The organism is Peribacillus sp. QJM3NY_7 (assembly GCF_056173225.1).
In genome coordinates this window covers 2825508-2845268 of the sequence record NZ_CM149663.1, presented here as the reverse complement: position 1 = coordinate 2845268, position 19761 = coordinate 2825508, and the positions used below count along the sequence as shown (strand labels likewise).

16 protein-coding genes and 1 pseudogene are annotated in these 19761 nt (G+C 40.0%); 14 read left to right on the top strand and 3 right to left on the bottom strand.

Translation table 11 applies throughout. The features are described 5' to 3' along the window. Positions 1–37 precede the first annotated feature (37 nt). Entirely contained in the window at positions 38–1249 is a 1212-nt protein-coding gene (locus tag AC0VX1_RS13565; protein WP_413023656.1) for an iron-containing alcohol dehydrogenase, read from the top strand. A gap of 123 nt (positions 1250–1372) precedes the next feature. Here AC0VX1_RS13565 and AC0VX1_RS13560 read toward each other — a convergent pair whose 3' ends face one another. Next, positions 1373–1627 (bottom strand): alpha/beta-type small acid-soluble spore protein, encoded by a 255-nt coding sequence (locus AC0VX1_RS13560; RefSeq protein ID WP_098864592.1) that lies wholly within the window; start codon positions 1625–1627, stop codon positions 1373–1375. A 138-nt stretch (positions 1628–1765) separates the two neighbouring features. On the opposite strand from AC0VX1_RS13560, the gene AC0VX1_RS13555 reads away from it, so the two are divergent. The 8 genes from AC0VX1_RS13555 (at position 1766) to AC0VX1_RS13520 (ending at position 13359) form a co-directional block, all read left to right on the top strand. Beyond that, positions 1766–2500 carry a YqcI/YcgG family protein gene (locus tag AC0VX1_RS13555; protein ID WP_034306969.1) on the top strand — a complete coding sequence of 245 codons (735 nt, stop codon included), beginning with the start codon at positions 1766–1768 and terminating at the stop codon, positions 2498–2500. Between the two features lie 172 nt (positions 2501–2672). Further along, positions 2673–3299: an FMN-dependent NADH-azoreductase gene (locus tag AC0VX1_RS13550; protein WP_187049447.1), complete on the top strand. Its 627-nt coding sequence runs from the start codon at positions 2673–2675 to the stop codon at positions 3297–3299. A 117-nt stretch (positions 3300–3416) separates the two neighbouring features. After that, positions 3417–5213, top strand: coding sequence for an oligoendopeptidase F (gene pepF, locus AC0VX1_RS13545; protein ID WP_475471777.1), 1797 nt, complete (start codon positions 3417–3419; stop codon positions 5211–5213). A gap of 231 nt (positions 5214–5444) precedes the next feature. Next, on the top strand, positions 5445–7691 hold the full coding sequence (locus tag AC0VX1_RS13540; protein ID WP_475467497.1) for an AAA domain-containing protein: 2247 nt from the start codon (positions 5445–5447) through the stop codon (positions 7689–7691). A gap of 280 nt (positions 7692–7971) precedes the next feature. After that, positions 7972–8970: an LLM class flavin-dependent oxidoreductase gene (locus tag AC0VX1_RS13535; protein WP_413023659.1), complete on the top strand. Its 999-nt coding sequence runs from the start codon at positions 7972–7974 to the stop codon at positions 8968–8970. 91 nt (positions 8971–9061) lie between these two features. Continuing rightward, positions 9062–10084 (top strand): LLM class flavin-dependent oxidoreductase, encoded by a 1023-nt coding sequence (locus tag AC0VX1_RS13530; RefSeq protein WP_057277548.1) that lies wholly within the window; start codon positions 9062–9064, stop codon positions 10082–10084. Positions 10085–10177: 93 nt separating this feature from the next. Beyond that, positions 10178–11926: an aminodeoxychorismate synthase component I gene (pabB, locus tag AC0VX1_RS13525; protein ID WP_413023663.1), complete on the top strand. Its 1749-nt coding sequence runs from the start codon at positions 10178–10180 to the stop codon at positions 11924–11926. Between the two features lie 101 nt (positions 11927–12027). After that, positions 12028–13359, top strand: coding sequence for a D-serine ammonia-lyase (locus tag AC0VX1_RS13520; protein WP_475471775.1), 1332 nt, complete (start codon positions 12028–12030; stop codon positions 13357–13359). Between the two features lie 456 nt (positions 13360–13815). Here the strand turns inward: AC0VX1_RS13520 and AC0VX1_RS13515 are convergent. Then, positions 13816–14013 (bottom strand): annotated as a pseudogene (locus tag AC0VX1_RS13515) (transposase); the annotation flags it as partial. A 209-nt stretch (positions 14014–14222) separates the two neighbouring features. Then, positions 14223–15617, bottom strand: coding sequence for a MocR-like pyridoxine biosynthesis transcription factor PdxR (gene pdxR / locus AC0VX1_RS13510; protein ID WP_413009998.1), 1395 nt, complete (start codon positions 15615–15617; stop codon positions 14223–14225). Positions 15618–15752: 135 nt separating this feature from the next. On the opposite strand from pdxR, the gene pdxS reads away from it, so the two are divergent. The 5 genes from pdxS to ssuE all read left to right on the top strand — a co-directional run bounded on the left by pdxS (position 15753) and on the right by ssuE (position 19610). Next, the gene (gene pdxS, locus AC0VX1_RS13505) at positions 15753–16640 is read left to right on the top strand and encodes a pyridoxal 5'-phosphate synthase lyase subunit PdxS (protein ID WP_034306956.1); all 888 of its coding nucleotides are present in this window, start codon (positions 15753–15755) and stop codon (positions 16638–16640) included. A 1-nt stretch (position 16641) separates the two neighbouring features. Then, a complete protein-coding gene (gene pdxT / locus AC0VX1_RS13500) occupies positions 16642–17241 on the top strand; it encodes a pyridoxal 5'-phosphate synthase glutaminase subunit PdxT (protein WP_328178172.1) in 600 nt (199 codons plus the stop codon). Between the two features lie 141 nt (positions 17242–17382). Further along, on the top strand, positions 17383–18129 hold the full coding sequence (locus AC0VX1_RS13495; protein ID WP_475467495.1) for an SDR family NAD(P)-dependent oxidoreductase: 747 nt from the start codon (positions 17383–17385) through the stop codon (positions 18127–18129). A gap of 173 nt (positions 18130–18302) precedes the next feature. Then, positions 18303–18890 (top strand): TetR/AcrR family transcriptional regulator, encoded by a 588-nt coding sequence (locus AC0VX1_RS13490; protein WP_475467493.1) that lies wholly within the window; start codon positions 18303–18305, stop codon positions 18888–18890. Between the two features lie 186 nt (positions 18891–19076). Beyond that, positions 19077–19610, top strand: coding sequence for an NADPH-dependent FMN reductase (ssuE, locus tag AC0VX1_RS13485; protein ID WP_048680796.1), 534 nt, complete (start codon positions 19077–19079; stop codon positions 19608–19610). The last annotated feature ends 151 nt before the right edge of the window (positions 19611–19761 follow it).

Genomic DNA, 19761 nt, shown 5'->3' with positions numbered 1-19761 from the left:
CTGCGAATATAGACTATTAAATCCGAGGTGAAACGATATGAAGGTAAATGCTCATTCGAATTTTTGGTTAAGGTCTTCGGTTTACAGTGGCACTAACACTCGTTCACTCATACCGGGCCTATTCAATGGTCTGGGGGCACGAAGGATTCTGCTCGTGAGCGATGCTGGCTTGGAAAATGCAGGCGTCGTTAAAAAAGTTGCCGAAACTTTTGAGCAGCAGAAATTGGGTGCCAAAGCTGAAATAGTTGGACAGTTTCTGGGTGTAACACAAGACGCAGCGAGTAAATGTGTAAACGAAGCATTGAAATATGCACGCGAAGTTCATGCCGATGCCATCCTTGCCATTGGTGGAGGGAGTGTCATCGATACCGCAAAAGCATTGAAATACGGATTATATAAAGGAATTACGGATATAAATGATTCAATACCAAGCGGTTTTCTATATGAGGGTTTTCCAAAAGCACAATCCATGAATATCCCGCATATATCCGTAGCCACAACAGCAGGAACCGGTTCTGAAGTATCTCCGATCGCAGTCATATATAATGAACATAAAAATGTCAAAATGAATATATACAATGTTTTTTTAAGTTCGGATGTTGCGATTCTAGATCCCGAGTTAACAGTCGGACTTCCGTCTGACATTACGGCGTTTACTGGTGCCGATGCATTGACACATGCAATTGAAGCGATCATTTCACCTGCTGCGACATCAATAACCGATGCATATGCATATCAGGCCATTCGAGTTATTGAAAGAAATTTACCGAGGGCCGTAAAGGATGGAACGAATATTGAGGCTAGAATGGAAATGCTGCATGGAAGCATGATGGGAATCACTGCATTTTGTAGTGCATTGAATGCGATTCCTGTTCATAACTTTGCCCACGCATATGGGGCGTTATTCCGTATTCCGCATGGACTGGCCAATGCCGTATTATTACCGGTCGTCATGGAATCAATCCCGGCTTTATATCTTCAAAAGGCCCATTTGATAGCAGAAGCCTTTAGTGTAAAAGTACAGGATGAAGATTCAAAAAGGATCTTAGCGAAAGTGGTAGAAAAGCTACGTGTTTTCCTATCTGATCTTGGGCTGCCCTCCGACTTCAGCGCCTATGAAATTAACCAGTCGGATATGGAAAGAATTCTGAAAGCAGTAATGACCGACCCAGCTGCCGCTAATTACCCGATGTCGGAGGAATTAATAATGTCAGTTGTTTCAAGAGTTTCACCCGTAAGAATTAACTGATCTAAAAAAGCCAGCCCGTAAAGGTTGGCTTTTATTGCGTTGTAACGTGTTAAGTCCCGAATTTTACCATTCAAAAGTTCATTTCTTTATCTGATGTCTAAGAACTACAGTGATAGACTCTGGTTAATGTTTTTTTCCTAAGTTTTCCTGTGCCATCTTTATAAGTTCCTTGACCATGCCTCCGCCTAACTTTCCGCCTATTTTTCCATTCTGCTTGGATGTCAGTTCACCGTTATAGTCTTTTTTCAACGGTACGCCCATTTCTTTTGCTACTTCAAACTTTGCCTCTTCGGGATTCTTTGTGCCAGCGATTTTGGCTTTTAAATCATCAAGGCCTTGTCGCGCTTCAGATACCAATATTCTCCTTCTCCTTGCCATTTAGCAATACCTCCTCCTATTTTTTTCTTAGGTTATCCTAATGAAATGAAAATGATAAACCTGATTTCCAATTCGAAGAAGTTTTAGTTTATTTAAAGCGGGTAACATATAATAAAACGACGATTTAAGGAGAAAATGATGCTGACTGCGAATTCAAGTTTGTTAACAAAAGAAGATATGACAAATCCCGATCGAGTGCCGCAATGGCTAATCAAGGAATATCAAACATTCCATGAAACAGTGACCGATAAAACCTTTCCTTGTTATTTTGGTATGAAAGCTGAAAATAAAGGGGAACTTCGTTATGCTTATATCACACAGGAAGATTGGTCCAATCTCCCTAAAGCAGTGGAAAGCTTTCTTGATTTATTTCAGGAACCACCATATATAAGGCATGGACTTTTCGTTTTTATGGAGCCTGATTCGATAGAGGGTGATATAGAATTTTACCGTAAAAGGTTTTGGGAGATCCTTCAATACCTGCATCAAGCGGATGAAAAACCTTGGCCAATTGAAAAGCCGAAAGATCCGGATCATTATTTATGGGACTATCATTTTGCCGGGGAACCAATCTTTGTCTTTGGTAATGCACCTGCTTATAAACAGCGTAAAACTCGCGATTTAGGAAATAGCCTTGTCCTTGGTTTCCAGCCCAGGATGATCTTTGAAGGATTGGAAGGAACGGAAAAAGGCGGAATCATGTCACGGGAAAAGGTCCGGGAACGGGTGGAGAAATGGGATAATCTCCCGAAGCATCCTGATATCAGTCACTTTGGCGATGTAAATCATAATGAATGGAAACAATTTTTCATAGGGGATGATATAGAACCGATAAAAGGTAAGTGTCCCTTCCATCATAAACAATTAACGTAACCGTGAGCAAATTGCTCTCGGTTTTTTTGCGTTTGAAAATAAAAAACATAATCCTTGCCTTATTGGATTTTCAGTTTTATAATGTGAAAGTAGCAATTGCAGTTAATTCGAGATATATGGATTAAATGCTATTTTTATTAAATATACAAAATTAACAATTGGGGGAACGAAAATGTCTAAAGTATTGTTTGTTAAATCAAATGACCGCCCAGCGGATCAAGCTATCAGTGTCAAAATGTATGAAACGTTTTTGAACGCATATAAGGAAGCTAATAGTAGCGATGAAATAACTGAATTGGATTTATTTGAATTGAATTTGCCTTATTACGGAAATACTGCAATCACTGCCTTATATAAACGCAACCAAGGCATGGAATTGACTGAAGAAGAAGTGGAAATTGCTGATATCGTGCAACAATACTTGAATCAATTCCTTGCTGCCGATAAAGTAGTATTTGCCTTCCCGCTATGGAACGCAACGGTTCCGGCACCATTGGTAACTTATATTTCTTATCTTGCCCAAGCGGGAACAACATTCAAATATACAGCTGAAGGCCCAGTTGGCTTAGCTGGAGATAAAAAAGTAGCCTTACTTAATGCACGCGGATCCGATTATGCATTGCCTGGAATGGAAGCTGGCGAAATGGCTGAGAAATACGTAACGATGAATCTAAACTTATGGGGCATTAAAAACCCAGAAACGGTCGTAATCGAGGGACATAATCAATATCCAGATCGCTCACAGGATATAGTTGCAGAAGGATTGGCGAAAGTTGCTGAAACTGCAGCAAGATTCTAATTTTTTAAAAGGAAAACCAGTATGTATTTTTAGCATACTGGTTTTTCTATGCAGATTTTTCTGAAAGTCGATTATAATAAAGGGTAAGCTATAAGCATGAAAGGAAGTGCAGAGGATATGCAAACGTTTAAATCACGTGACGAATTAAAGATAGAAGAAACTTGGAATTTAAAGGATATTTACGAAGATCAGGCTAATTGGGAAAAAGATTATCAAGAAGTCCTAAAGATGACAGAAAAATTAAAAACTTACGATGGCCATATTCAGTCAGCCCAAGATTTATTCGAGTATTTACGGTTAAGTGAGGAAGTTGGCTACATTTATAACAAGCTATATGTATTTGCCATGCTTCAAGCCGATTTGGATACACGGGTCACCTCATCACAAGCATTGCTGGATCGAGCTGGTAAGTTAGGGCAGAAAATAAGTAATGCTTCTGCATTCTTCATGCCGCTTCTTCTAAGCCTGGAAGAACAAACATTAAAAGGGTACATAAAAGAAGTCGAGGGTTTGAAATATTTTGAAGAGGATTTATTGGATTCCTTCCGCTATAAAGCCCATGTATTAACGAAAGAACAAGAAGAAGTGCTTTCGCAAATAGGCGAAGCCTTTTCAGCTCCACAAAAAACGTTCGGAATGATCAACAATGCGGATATAAAATTTGGGGAAGTTACGAATGAAGACGGCGAGAGGGTAGAGCTGACGCGAGGAATGTATTCCAAATTGATTGAAGATGATGATCGGGATAAAAGAAAAGAGGCTTATTTCGCATATTATCAGCCATATGTACAATTGAAGAATACAATCGCTTCCACACTTGCAACGGCAATCAAAAATAATGTGAATCTTTCAAAGCTGAGAAATTATCCATCTGCCTTGGAAAAATCCTTATTTGGAGATCAAGTTCCAAAAGAGGTTTATGATAATTTGATTATGTCTACTAAGCAAAATATCGGACCCATGCATAAATACATTCATTTAAGAAAAAAATTGCTGGGTGTAGAAGAATTACGTGCTTATGATTTAAGTGTACCATTAGTCGAAGGGGCTAAAGAGGAGATTTCTTACGATGATGGTTTTGCTTTGATGGTGGAGGCACTAAAGCCACTTGGCGAAGAGTATATCACAATCCTTAAAACCTTTAAGGAAAACAGGTATATCGACGTCAGGGAAACACCTGGAAAACGTTCAGGTGCTTACAATTTAGGACTTTATGGTGTTCACCCTTTCATCCTATTAAATCATCGTGATGATTTAGACAGTGTATTTACACTTGCACATGAATCTGGACATGGCATGCACTCATACTATAGCTCAAAATACCAACCGCAAATAAGTGCTGGGTATTCCATTTTTGTCGCTGAGGTTGCTTCCACTGTGAATGAAATCCTTTTGATTCGCCATTTAATTAAGACAACAAAAGACGTACAAAAGAAAAAACATTTACTTAACCATTTCATAGATAGTTTTAAAGGGACATTCTTCACACAAGTGATGTTTGCGGAGTTCGAAAAGATTGTACATGAAAAAGCTGAAAATGAAGAACCTCTAAATGCCGAGGTTTTTAATACAGCCTATGAAACGATATTTCGTGCATATAATGGAGATGAAATAAGTTTCGATGAAGAAGTGAAGTATGGCTGGTCACGCATCCCACACTTTTATCGTCCGTTTTATGTCTACAAATATGCTACAGGTTACGTTTCAGCCATTACGATCGCTGATAAGATCCTTTCTGGGGACAAAAAAACACTTGAAAGTTATTTGACTTTCTTGAAAAGCGGGAGTTCCGATTTCCCATTGGAGCTGCTTAAGAAAACAGGCGTAGATTTAACGAAACCTGAGCCGATCGAAAATGCAATGAAGATTTTCAGTGATCTCGTCGACCAATTCAGTGAGTTGACAGAAGGCTAATCTAAACCATTTCTTCCAAAAGAGCCCATGGTATGATGTTATAAAAAATGCTATAGTTAAAACATTGGCGTATGAAAGGCCCAATCAATAGATTGGGCCTTATTTTATATGCAAAAGAAACAGTTAATTCGCGAAAAAGTCATGATGACAGCGTTATTTTCAACATCGGAGCCTAGCCAATGGGCCAGTTTCTTCGTACTACAATGGCATATTTTGTGAGGAAAGTGAAAAATGAATTCGACAGTTAATTATATAAAAGAATGGCAGCAGGCACTTCAACTTGAAATCCTGCATTTGAAAAAATATGGCAGCACAAAATACTTGGTTTCGAACGTCCATCTGCTTACAAGCGACGGTTCCTTCAACTATTATTTTGAAACAGGTTCATCGGTAAAAATCCCTGTCGGTTCCCTCGTTCGACTTGAATGGGGAGGGATTAAACAGGATGGAAGGATCCTCTCATCGGAAGGGAAAAGTATAATCATTGTTTTTGATCGCTCGTTAGGCGATATCATCAGTGAAGCCTTTTTATACCATGATCCCTGGGAATTGCTGGAGCAATTGATTATCCGCTTGGATGAAATCAAGAGGAGTAAAAGGAAAAGGCTTCGAATCAAGCGCCTGATGGATCCGTCCATGCCGCAAAAACATCCTTTAACTGAAAAACAAAGCAGTGTGAAAGAATTATATTCCCGTTCGAAGTTCAATCCTGTCACTTTTGTTTGGGGACCGCCTGGAACAGGAAAAACCTATACTTTGGCTCGTACAGTAGCCAATCATTATTTACAAGCTAAAAAAGTTCTGGTTTTGTCCCATAGCAACCAGGCTGTAGATGTTTTGATGGCTGAAATTTCATCATTCATTAAAAAGAAAGATCTTTTCAAAGAAGGCGATGTGCTTCGCTATGGATCTCAATTCGGTGAATCACTAGCTATCCATGATGATATTGTTACGGGGCAATTATTAGGTAAACATGAACCGACATTAATTAAAGAAAAAGAAGAACTTGACGAAGAAAAACGTCTTTTAAAATATGATTTGGCAGGTTCCTTCAGTAAAAGGGATACAGATCAGTTAATTGAGATAGAGAAAAAGCTGGCCAAAGTATTGGAGAAAATCCGCCAAAAAGAGATTCAATTCGTAAAAGAAGCAAAAGTGATCGGGACGACCTTAGCTAAAGCCGCAAATGACGAAACGGTTTATCAAAAGGAGTATGATCTGGTCATCTTGGATGAAGCGAGTATGGCTTACGTTCCTCAGGTGGCTTTTGCTGCAGCGTTAGCCAAGCATATTATCGTTTGTGGTGATTTCAAACAATTGCCGCCCATTGCTTCGGCTCGTGATTCCCTCGTAAAACTTTGGCTGAAGGAAGACATATTTCATCGGGCCGGTGTCGCCCAGTCTGTTGAAGAAGGAGAACTCCATCCCCATCTATTCCTATTAAAGGAACAGCGCCGCATGCATCCGGATATTTCAGCATTCACTAATCGTGTCGTCTATAACAATTTTGTTGGCGATCATAAAAGTGTTGCGACTAGCAGGGAGGGCATAATGCTGGCGGAACCGTTTGCCAATAGGGCATCGGCACTTCTTGATACTAGCTTAGCAGGGGAATATTGCATCACTGAACGGACATCCCACTCGAGAATGAATTTATGGCAATTGCTTTTATCTTTTCAGTTGATTCATGAAGCTTATGTGGGCGGTTCAAGGTCAATTGGTTATGTCGCACCATATCGGGCTCAGGCAGAATTGATGGAAAAGCTATTGGATGACTTATATGAAAAAGAACGGCAAACTGCGGATATCATCGCTGCAACTGTACATCGTTTCCAGGGAAGTGAACGTGAGATGATGATCTTTGACACAGTTGATAGTTATCCGCAAAACAGGGCTGGAATGTTATTGACAGGGAGAGAAAGTGAAAGGCTGATTAACGTGGCCATAACAAGGACTAAAGGTAAGTTCGTACATGTATGTGACACTTCGTTTGTTAACAAACACGTTTATCGCAGTAAAACACTTCGTCAGCTTGTCGATCATCAAATTCAAAATGATCAGATTGTATCAAAGAAAGACATTGGAAAATGGGTTAACCACCAGCACCCGAAATTACGATGGATGCATGCCCGTAAATTGGGGGACTTTCAGGGAGATATTGAAACAACAAAACATGACATGGTTATCGCTGTACCGGATTTGAACAGTTTGTCAGAAGAATGGCAGCAATATTTAATGAAACGGAACCCTGCAGTGAAATTGACGATCATATCAGCAAAAAGAAATCCTGATATCAACTCGGATCATTTTATTTGTTCACCTATTTCCTTTTCCTTTATCATCTTTGATCATCGAGTTATTTGGCTAGGTTTGCCCGTGGAGTCCAATAATCGGGTTCAGCCCCCATATATAGCGGCTCGTTTGGATTCAAAAATCATGGCAGATGAATTACTATCTCAATTCAAAAAAAGTGAATAGCTTTGGAAAGCCCCTTAAAAGGGCTTTTCTTTTTTACATAAATCCCTAAAAAGACCTCGATAGAATAAATGATGACCATTTGAGCCACTTGCGTCCTTAGTATATTAAACCAAACACCTCGTTAGAATATATAATTCACGTATACTCCCTAATTTGGATTCAACTCCTTATATTTTCTGCTAAAGGCTGCAAACTAAACAACAAGGCAAGCGTTTCAGGCGACTTTCGGCTGGTTATGATTTACGATTAAGTTACGAAAGCCAAGAAAGGAGGTAACAAATTGAAATTGAGCATATTGGATCAATCCCCGATTGCATCCGGGCAATCAGCACAAGAAGCTTTGCAGGCTTCACTTCAACTAGCTCAAGAAGGAGATAGGCTGGGTTATAGCAGAATCTGGTTTACTGAACATCATGATTTGCCTGGCTTGGCCTGTTCCGTTCCAGAGGTTTTGATAAGCTATATTGGTTCACAAACAAAAAATATCCGGATTGGATCAGGGGCAGTACTGCTTCCACATTATAAGCCATACCGAATAGCAGAGACATATAATATGCTAGCCACGCTTTTTCCAGGCCGGATTGATATCGGAATGGGACGTGCTCCTGGTGGATCTGCCGAAGCAACGATGGCCTTATCCGATAATTTCCTTCAAAATGTATATAAAATGCCCGAACTTGTTCAAGAACTGTTAAATTTTCTAAGAGATGAATTTCCGAAAGAACATCCGTTTTCAAATGTCTCTGCTGCTCCTATCCCAATGCTATCCCCTGAACCATGGATATTGGGAACAAGCGGGAAAAGTGCAAAACTAGCCGCTGAGAATGGAACTGCATACGCGTTTGGGGAATTCATGAGCGAAAATGATGGCGTGCAGAGTATTAAACAGTACCGTGAGCACTTTCAAACAAAAGGGTTACTCAAAGCACCTAAAACGATTATTACGGTATCGGCCATTTGTGCTGAAACGGAAGAATATGCGAAAGAAATCGCCCTCAGCAACACCCTGTGGAAAATTCAAAGTGGACATGGGGAAAGAAAGCAAGTTCCAAGTATAGAAGAAGTAAGGAATCATGAATGGACTGAAAAAGAAAAAACACAGATGGAAACCATGCATAAAAAACTGATTCTTGGTACCCCTTCACAAGTTAAGGATCGCCTATTGACGATTCAGGAGAAATATCAGGCAGATGAAATCATGTTGATAACCATCACTCATAAGTTGGAGGATCGGCTTAATTCGTTTCGATTGATTGCCAGGGAAATGCTTAACAGTTAATCCTTAAGCATTTTATGTGCATTTTTTGTGTATTTTCTATATGATGGCTTTGCGTCCGATTTATCATAATTGAAAGAAAGAAGATGAAGATATGAATGCTGATCAATATGCAAAAAAACTTGGCGACATTTCTTTTTCCGTTCTGGACCTGGCTTCTATTGTTGAAGGTGGTACAGTTTCGGGAGCTTTTAAAAATACAGTAGAATTAGCTAAACATGCAGAGCAATGGAATTACAACCGTTTCTGGGTTGCAGAACATCATAGCATGCCTGGGATTGCAAGCTCTGCAACGTCAGTGCTTATAGGCTATGTTGCAGGCAGGACGGAAAGGATTCGGGTAGGTTCTGGAGGCATAATGCTACCGAATCATGCACCGCTGGTTATCGCAGAACAATTTGGAACATTGGAAGCAATGTATCCTGGTAGAATAGATTTAGGACTGGGGCGTGCTCCGGGAAGCGACCAATATACAGCCATGGCACTTCGGGGTGATGTACGTAATAACGGACAGGATTTTCCTGAACAATTGGCGCAGCTCCGTAGCTATTTAGATGCGGATTCTAAACATAATCGTGTTCGCGCCATTCCTGGAGAAGGGCAGGACATCCCGATTTGGCTGCTTGGTTCAAGTGGGTTCAGTGCAGCATTATCAGCACAGCTGGGATTGCCATTTTCATTTGCAAGCCATTTTTCCCCTGAAAATACTCAACCAGCTTTAGCCCGCTACCGCAATAATTTCCAACCATCCGACGTTCTAGATAAACCTTATGTCATGGTTGGTATCAATGTTTTTGCAGCCGATACTACGGAAGAAGCGCAAAGGATTGCTACATCATATCAACAGCAGTTCTTGAATTTGATACGGAACACACCCGGTCAACTAGCTCCTCCAGTTGATACGATGGAAGGCCTTTGGACAGAATATGAAAAAGCCATTGTCATGAAGCAGCTGAACGCTTCCATTATAGGTAATCCAAAAGAGGTAAAAGAGCAGTTGCAGGGATTTTTAAATGAAACACAGGCGGATGAAATGATTATAAACTCTGCCATTTATGATCAGGATGCACGCCTTCGTTCTTATGAAATCATTGCAGAGGTTACTGGAATGAAATAATTGTTAAAGAATGAGCTTGCAGATCCCGTGTCTGCAAGCTTTTTTATAAAAATACATACCGATTGGCTTCATAAACAAAGTTAGGAGAGAGTAATGAAACGAGAAGATCCTTTATCCTTAATATTTCACTTCACAGATAAAAAAGGTGACAGCAGGCCACTATATTTTGCGAATCCGAAAAAAGTGATCACCGCCCATTCAATTGAGGATGTCCTTCCCCAATTCCAAAAAGTCCAGGAATCGATCGAACAGGGGAATTATGCAGCGGGATATGTTTCCTATGAAGCGGCACCTGCTTTTGAACAATCCTTTAAAGTAAAAGATGGAGCCAAAATGCCATTATTATGGTTCGGGATTTTTGATAAACCGGAAGCGGAAATACCTGAAAAAGTGACCGGGGCTTTTCAGTTATCTGAATGGCAATCAGAAACGGATTCAAATGCCTATCGTTCTGGATTTCAAAGAATAAAATCAGAAATCAAGAAAGGCAACACATACCAAGTCAATTATACGATGCGTTTGCAATCTCAGTTCGAAGGAGATGACTTCGCTTTTTTTGAACGTTTGAAGAGAGCCCAACGCTCGAACTATAGTGCATATTTGAACGTGGGTTCACATCGAATCCTATCGGCTTCACCGGAGTTGTTTTTTCGTTGGGAAGATGGTCAGCTGATTACTCGGCCCATGAAGGGAACGGTAAAGCGGGGAACGACACTGAAAGGGGATCAGCTCAATGCTGAATGGTTGGCAGCCTCGGAAAAGAATCAAGCTGAAAACTACATGATTGTGGACCTGCTAAGAAATGATTTGGGAATGATTGCGGAACCAGGAAGTGTCGAAGTTCCACAACTTAAGGCAATTGAAAAATATCCGACCGTTTGGCAAATGACATCCACGATTACAGCCGATACGAATCCAGGAACAACAATCATTGATATATTCAAGGCCCTTTTTCCTTGTGGATCGATAACAGGGGCACCTAAAATTAAAACGATGGAAATCATCGCTGATATCGAGAATTCACCGCGTGAAGTTTATTGCGGTGCAATCGGGTTTATCACTCCTGAATCCGAAGCCGTTTTTAATGTGCCGATTCGTACGGTCGTGATAGATAAGGAAACAGGGAAAGCCGAGTATGGGGTTGGCGGGGGGATCACTTGGGATTCCGAGTTATCGGAAGAATATGACGAAGCCTTTTTAAAAGCCAAATTATTAACGGTTGAACGGCCTGCTTACAAACTATTGGAATCGATAAAGCTCAGCGATGGCGAATATTATTTGTTGAATGATCATATCGACAGGATGAAACAATCCGCTGAGTACTTCGATTATCGATTCTCTGAATTGTATCTTAGAGATCGACTCCAAAAGTATGCGGAAATTAACCATGGGACGCTGCAAAAAGTAAGGGTACTACTACATGAAAATGGTGAAATTGAAGTCTTGGGACAAGCAATCAAGCCCCTTGATCCAGAATTCAAGGCCATACTGGCTGAAGCTCCAATATCAAGGGCAAATCCATTTCTATTTCATAAGACCACCAATCGTGATGTCTATGAAGGCTTTCAAATGAATAATCCCGACTTCCAGGATGTTCTGCTTTGGAATGAAGAAGGATACATTACGGAATTCACCAACGGAAATGTAGTGGTAAAGATAAATGGTGACCTCTATACCCCTCCGGTGGAATCAGGTTTGCTTGCAGGAACATTTCGTCAAGAATTGATCAGGAAGAAGGAAATCAAGGTAAAAAACATTTCAAAGGCTGACCTCAATAACGCTGAGGAAATTTGGTTCATTAATAGTGTGCGAGGGAAATTAAAAGTGAATTTAACTTTCTAAGCTGATAATTCGTAAAAAAGTGAAAAGTGTAATCTTTATTACAGTTTGTTGAGTTATAGTAGATGATGAATACTACATTTGGGGGAGGGACTGCTGAGGAGATGCATAAAATCGCAGGATTATCGATTAACGAATGGAAAGCGAAAGATCCTATACTTAATAATGTGATAAAGATGAATGAAGTCTTCTGGAAGAATCCAGATTACGGTAACAAACAAGAAAATCCAATCGTCCAAGCTGAACAAGTTAAATCGGCTGAAGAAAGATTAAATAGATTTGCCAATTATATAATTAAAGCATTTCCAGAAACTGAACCAATGGAGGGGATCATTGAATCACCTCTAGTAGAGATTCCTTTCATGCAAAAAAACTTGGAAAAATCCTATGGAACTAAAATTGCGGGAAAACTTTTGCTGAAATGTGACAGTCATTTACCTATATCAGGTTCAATCAAGGCACGCGGAGGTATTTATGAGGTCTTAAAACGTGCTGAGGAAATAGCAATGAAGCATGGCGGTTTAAAGCGGACTGATAATTATGGAATACTTGCGAGTGATGAATATAAGGAGCTTTTTTCAAAATATTCGATTGCTGTCGGTTCAACCGGCAATTTAGGAATGAGTATTGGAATAATAAGCGCGAAGCTGGGATTTAAAGTAACGGTCCATATGTCTGCAGATGCCAAACAGTGGAAAAAGGATAGATTAACAAGTCTGGGTGTCATTGTAAAGGAATATGATGATGATTATAGTAAAGCTGTAGAAGAAGGCCGTAAAGAAGCATCACTTAATCCCGATTGCCACTTTATTGATGATGAAAATTCCATGGATCTGCTGCTAGGTTATGCGACAGCTGCAACGCGACTGAAGAAACAATTGAAAGATATGTCCATTGCCGTAGATGAAGATCATCCTTTGTTTGTGTACTTACCATGCGGTGTCGGCGGCGGGCCCGGCGGCATAACATATGGGCTCAAGTTAGCCTTTGAAGATGATGTACATTGTTTTTTTGCAGAGCCGACACATTCACCATGCATGACGCTCGGATTGATGACAGGACTTCATGACAAAGTTTCGGTTCAGGACTTTGGCATCGATAATAAGACGGAAGCGGATGGTCTTGCAGTAGGAAGGCCTTCAGCATTGGTTTCCAGTATGATGACGACCATGTTAAGCGGTAGCTATACCATAGAGGATAGAAGGTTATTCGAACTGCTCAAGGAAATGGCAGAGACGGAAGGCCATTATTTAGAGCCATCTGCCCTAGCAGGAGCATTTGGTCCGATACAACTTTTGTCAGCTAAAGAAGGAAGGGAATATCTTATGGATCAAAAACTGCTGGCTAAAATGAACCAGTCGACGCATGTCATCTGGGCGACCGGCGGGAGCATGGTACCAAAAGATATGATGGATTCGTATTTATCTAAATGTTAAAAAAATCCACAAGAGTGAAATTTTCAGAATGCAGGTAAACTCGTAGAAAAGTGAGTTTGCCTGCATTATTTTTATTTTAAAAACCTCTCAGGTGTTTTCAGACGAAGCCGTTTTTCGTCCAAACCGCACTTTATTTGACCGACAACGAATTATTCGAACCCCGGAGCATAAATTTTGCTGTCCGGATGATGATTCCGTTCCCTTAAGGTCGACGTCCTGCCAAATACTCCTCACCGCAAGTTTCAAGCAGTGGCTGGGCTCCAGACATTCAATCCTTCATCACAAAGAAAAGTCTTGTATTAAAATCAGGGTAATCATCCCGATACAATCGTGAGAGGGAATCAGGATGAGACCATTCCGAACCTCTTTTGACATTTTCATTGAAATATCTCCTAAAGTTAAGAAATTGGGGCTCTATGAGCCACTATGTTATGCCTCTTTTGGACCTAGCCATGTTCAATTGGCCATATTCTTTAAATTAATGGCAGAGAAAGTAAGCATCGCTTGCATCGGCAACTTTTTAAGTCCCCTTAAAGCAGTCTTACTCATATCATGCTTCTTTTGCATCTACGAATACACACTCAATCGTTTTTTTATGTTTCGCATATATAGGTTTTAGATCTAAAAATGACGCAGATGATCTGCATCTTCCACGATATGCTTGTCAGAAATGCCGTGCCACTACTAAAAGCGCGTCTAGGGGAGACCCCTCAGGCGAAAGCCGAGGGCCGACCGCCGGCGGAAAGCAAGCGCCTGAAGTGGAAATCAACGTTCAATATGTAAAAGCTAAAAAAACTGTAGACAAACTCGAGCGAAAGTTTGTCTACAGTTCGTGAAGTTCACGACAGTGAACTTCTTTATATTTATAACCCCCATGAGTTCAATAAAAGGTGAATGGCTTTTTCCAATTCGGATTCAGGAATCCCTGCAAAGCCCAATATAATTTTTGGAGGATGTTCGTCAATTTTCTCGATTGAATATGTTGATAATCCATAAATTTTAATATGGTCTTCGTTTGCCTTTTGAATAAGTGTCTGTTCATCCATGCCGTTCTTGACGATGAGGACGATATGCAATCCTGACCGCTCTCCAATGATTTTTATTTGTTGATGGGGTTTAAATAGATCAATCACTTTATCCAGCTTCCGACGGTACACTTTCCTCATCCGATTTAAATGCTTTTCAAAATCCCCTTCCTTCATGAACTGTGTCAACACGTGCTGATCAATCCGTGAAACGGTTGAATGGTAAAAAGACAATTCCTGTTGATGCATTTGTAACAATGGAGCGGGAAGAACCATATAACTGATCCGAATTGATGGCATCAATGATTTTGAAAATGACCCTAAATAAATCACCTTATCACCAGCATCCATACTTTGTAAGGAAGGAATTGTTTTTCCACTATAACGAAATTCACTATCATAATCGTCTTCGATAATATAGCGGTTTGCTGCCCCTTGAGCCCAGTTCAACAATCGCGTCCGTCTGTTAACGGATAGGATTGTCCCATTGGGGAAGTGATGTGAGGGAGTGACATACACAACGTCGATGTTTGAATCTTCAATTTGGTTCACCTTTACGCCTTCTTCATCAATTTGCAGTGGATGGACTTCATTTGGGTAGCTGCGTAAAATCCGATGAATCAAGTGATACCCGGGATCTTCAACACCATAGATGGCATTTTTATCGAATAGAAGGACAAGCTGCTGTAATAAAATTTCCATTCCTGCACCAATGATGATCTGTTCTGGGACACATTGAACACCACGTGCATGATACAAATAATGGGCAATTTCACATCGTAATTCATATTCCCCTTGAGAATCCCCAAGTAAAAGAAGATCTTGATGTGATTCATCGATTTTGCTTTTCATGTATTTTCTCCATTTTTCAAATGGGAAATGTTCCGTGTCAATTTGGCTGGGATGAAAATGATATAGCAATTCCCCTTGTTTATGATTGATTTGTTCAACTGATACTTGGTTAGTTTGTGTATACTCTAAATCCTCGAATGTTTGAATATAGTACCCTTTTCTTGGTATGACTTCAACGTATCCTTCAGCAGTCAATTGTTCATATGCAGTCTCTACGGTATTTTGACTTATTTGAAGGAACTCTGCCAATTTCCGTTTGGAAGGCAGTTTTGTGCCGTAAAGAAGACGGCCTTCAATGATTTCTTTTTTAATATATGAATATAATTGTTCGTACAAAGGTACTTCACTTAACCGATTTAAATTGCAAGAAAGCATATTCATTTTGTTGCCACCTTTTTGATAAAATTTTACTGACCCCATTAAATTTATTAAAACTGACACTTTCAATGTGGTCAACTCTTTTTTATACTAAGCCTAACAAATCTAAAAAATGAAAATATTAGGGGGAAGAAAAAAATGGAAAAATTATTAGGAACTGACACAGTAAAAAGAGGAATGGCACAAATGCAAAAGGGTGGCGTAATCATGGACGTCATTAACGCAGAACAAGCAAAAATCGCAGAAGCATCTGGTGCGGTCGCTGTCATGGCATTGGAAAGGGTTCCTTCCGACATCCGTGCGGCTGGCGGCGTAGCAAGAATGGCAGATCCGCGAATTGTCGAGGAAGTAATGAATGCAGTCTCAATCCCGGTCATGGCTAAAGCAAGGATTGGCCATATCGTTGAATCAAGGGTCCTGGAATCCATGGGAGTGGATTATATCGATGAAAGTGAAGTGCTGACTCCTGCGGATGAAGAATACCATATCCTAAAAAGTGATTTCACAGTACCTTTCGTTTGTGGCTGCCGTGATTTAGGCGAAGCTGCGCGCCGTATTGGTGAAGGAGCATCCATGCTTCGTACAAAAGGAGAACCAGGAACAGGTAATATTGTGGAAGCTGTGCGTCATATGAGAAAGGTACAGTCACAAATTCGCAAAGTGAGCATCATGAGTGATGATGAATTAATGACAGAGGCAAAAAATCTTGGAGCCCCTTTTGAAATTTTAAGAGAAATCAAACGCACAGGTAAATTGCCTGTAGTTAACTTTGCAGCCGGCGGAATTGCCACTCCAGCAGATGCTGCATTGATGATGGAATTGGGAGCAGATGGCGTTTTCGTTGGGTCTGGTATTTTTAAATCTGAAACTCCAGAAAAATTCGCATCCGCAATCGTTCAAGCGACTACATATTTCACCGATTATGAATTGATTGGCAAGTTGTCAAAAGAATTGGGCAGTGCAATGAAGGGCATTGATATTTCCAAACTAGCTCCGGCAGAACGGATGCAGGAACGTGGATGGTAATATGATAACGATCGGTGTTTTGGGATTACAGGGAGCGGTTGAAGAACACTTGAACCAAATCAAAGCTGCCGGCGAACAAGCGATTATAGTAAAAAAACCGGAACAGTTGCGGGAAATCGATGGCTTGATCATTCCAGGCGGAGAAAGCACGACGATGAGGAAGCTAATGGATCGTTATGGATTTATGGAACCGATCAAAACTTTCTTCGAAGGTAAAAAACCTATTTTCGGTACATGTGCTGGGATGGTATTGGCGGCAAATGAATTGACTGGCGATGAGGTGGCCTATCTCGGACTAATGGACATTTCCGTGAAAAGGAACGGATTTGGACGTCAACGGGAAAGTTTCGAGGCTGACCTATCCATCAAAGGAATGGAAGCCCCTTATAAGGCAGTATTCATCCGGGCGCCATTTGCTGATGAAGTTGGAGAAGGTGTAGAAGTATTGGCTGTTTATGAAGAGAATGTAGTGGCTGCGAGACAAGACCATGTCCTCGTAAGTGCATTTCATCCAGAATTGACAGGTGATGATCGCTTCCTTCAACTTTTCATTGAAATGGTGAAGACATCCGTAAGTAAGGCCGAATTGAAAACCTGCTAAACAAATGAAGCTGTCCTATTAATAGGACAGCTTTACTTTTGAAAGCTCAAAACTTTTAAAAAAAACATATTGCTTGAATTTACTATTCTTTACTTTTATAATAAGTAAGTAATTACTTACTTATTTGGAAAGGGAATGTATATGACAGCAAGAGTTGCAGTTATCACAGGGGGAGCAAGCGGTATAGGCCGAGCCACATGCCTGAAATTCGCAGCAAAAGGGGACAAGGTCGTTGTTGCGGATTTTAATGAAGAAATGGGTCGGGAAACCGTTGATCAGATAACAGCTAATGGTGGAGTGGCCATTTATGTTAAAACGGATGTTTCTAAGCAGGAAGATGTTGAATCGTTAATCAATAAAGCAGTGGAAACATACGGAAGGCTCGATATCATGTTTAATAATGCCGGCATTGGTGCGGGCGGTATGATCCTAGACCAAGATATGGAAGGTTACTACAAAACGATTGGGGTGAACCAGCACGGAGTGGCCTTTGGAATCATGGCAGCAGGACGGAAAATGAAGGAACTGGGTAACAAGGGAGTCATTATAAATACCGCTTCCGTGTTTGGCTACTTAGCTACCCATGGGACTTTTGCCTATCAGGCGACTAAAGGCGCTGTAAGAATGATGACACAGACAGCAGCTTTGGAATTGGGTGCTCATGGCATACGCGTAGTGGGCATTGCGCCGGGCGGGGTCGACACTCCTATCATACAAGGTTATAAAGACATGGGAATCATCGATAAATTGAATGCAAGTCAAATGCGCGGTGAATTGATTAAGCCAGAAGCCGTTGCAAATGCCGTCTATCTATTATCGTTAGAGGAAGCGGAGGCGAACAATGGAAGTGTAGTCATGGTCGATGATGGCTATGCATCTTTTAAGTGATTTTCATAAATAGAAAACATCGTCCCAACCAGATGATGTTTTCTATTTATGATATATGGGAATATTGAATTCTAATAGATCAAAGGTAATATTGACCGATTGATACCAGCGATATATCATGGGAAATAGATGGGTGAAATCGGTCTTATCTTTATAAAAGAAGGTTGATATTTTTGAAAAAAGGGCAGCAAACCAAAGAACGAATCATAAATGTAGCCCGGACTCTTTTTGCCACTAAAGGTTTTGACATGACAAGAACGAATGAAATTGCCTCTGCATGCAATGTTTCCGAAGCTACTATTTACAAATACTTTGACAGCAAAAAAGATTTGCTTTTGTCTACAATTACCCCTAATGAAAAAGAGGAATCTGAAGATGGGACTAGCCATCTATCCACGGATGATCTAGTGGAGAATCATGTTACTACCATGATAAAAAAAATTCTTGAAAATAAAGAACAGTTTTCGATATTATTTAGGGAAACACAATTCGATCAAGATATTTCAAAGCAATATGTAGATCAGATTTTCAAGCCAAATGCCAGGCATATTGAAATACAGAAGAGAATAGATAGCGGAGAGATACAATATATCTCTGATATTATTTTATTTAATGTAGGGATCATTTCTTTCACATTGGCTTTATCTACACATTATGAGATCCATCAACAAAAAAAGGAGCCATATTTTACTTCTGAACGAATTAAGAGCATTGCCCAACTTTTGGTATATGGTATTCATGGGAAACAAAATCATACATAATGAAACGGTCATATTTAGGGCATGAGCATCAAGCCGTAAATATGACCGTTTCTTTTTTCATTCAGAGTAGATGTCCAGAGTGTAAGATTTGACTTATATTTTTCAGACAATTACGATAAATGTATACTTCACGAAATGCTTTAAGAAAATTATATCTGGAAATCTTGTAACATTGGAGGGTATCAAATGAGCGATATCGTAATTTTATCAGGAAGTCCGGCTATTCCATCAAGAACGGACATTTCACTAAAACATATTCAATCATTAGTCGAAAATGCAGGATTTACTACAGCTTATTTCTCGATTACGGATTTCTCAGCAGATGATTTATTCCAAGGGAAATATAATAGCGAGGATATCTCAAAGCTTTCAGAGAGAATTCAAGCAGCCAGAGGAGTCATTATAGGTTCACCGGTATATAAGGCTTCTTATACAGGTGTATTGAAAGCATTGATTGATTTGCTGCCAGAAGGTGCTTTTAAGGGTAAGCCGGTGCTGCCAATCATGATTGGTGGAAGTAACAGGCATCTATTGGCGATTGACTATGCGCTTAAACCATTAATTTCAATATTAAAAGGCGAGCCGCTGCAGGGGATTTATTTTGTTGATAAGGAAATAGATAAACAGAATCCAGAAAATCCGATCAATGATTTGCATCTAATTGATCGCGTCCAGAGTCAGGTTCAAGAATTTGTAGAAGCGATACAGTTAAGAAATTAATGACTTCAATAAATTAATTCCTTTTATAAAAAGACTGGAACCCTAGAAATTTTTTTAGAATAACACGCGTCAATAATAGGCCTATTAATGAAAATAGACTCATTTTTTTGGAGATTTTATCTAAAAAGACGAGTCTATTTTCGTATTTATA